This is a genomic window from Escherichia sp. AM3 (assembly GCF_032029835.1).
Lineage (GTDB): Bacteria > Pseudomonadota > Gammaproteobacteria > Enterobacterales > Enterobacteriaceae > Escherichia > Escherichia coli.
Map to the genome: position 1 here is coordinate 1 of NZ_JAVUPQ010000929.1, position 277 is coordinate 277.

The 277-nt window shown below is 59.6% G+C and carries 1 protein-coding gene; it reads right to left on the minus strand.

The window, feature by feature from the left end; translation table 11 throughout:
• A partial coding sequence (locus RTW80_RS29110) for an AbgT family transporter (RefSeq protein WP_312721589.1) occupies positions 1 to 277 on the minus strand: 277 nt, incomplete at both ends.

Sequence of the window (277 nt, forward strand, 5' to 3'; positions counted from 1 at the left end):
TCACCGAACTGGCCATAAAGTACCAGTTGTCGATCACGCTGACGTGCATAGTCGCATCGATGGTGCTGGCTGCCTCCGTACTGATGCCGGAGAGCAGCACATCGGTGGTCACGATAAGCAGGTTAGCGGTAAACCCACAGCCGACGCCCGCAATCGCCGACAGCAGGCCCGCAACAGGATGACGGCCAACGGCGAGGAAAATCAGCGCCCCCATCGGCGGCATGATCACCAGCGCCGCGTCGGACGAGATATGGCTGAAGAAGGCAATAAACAGCAC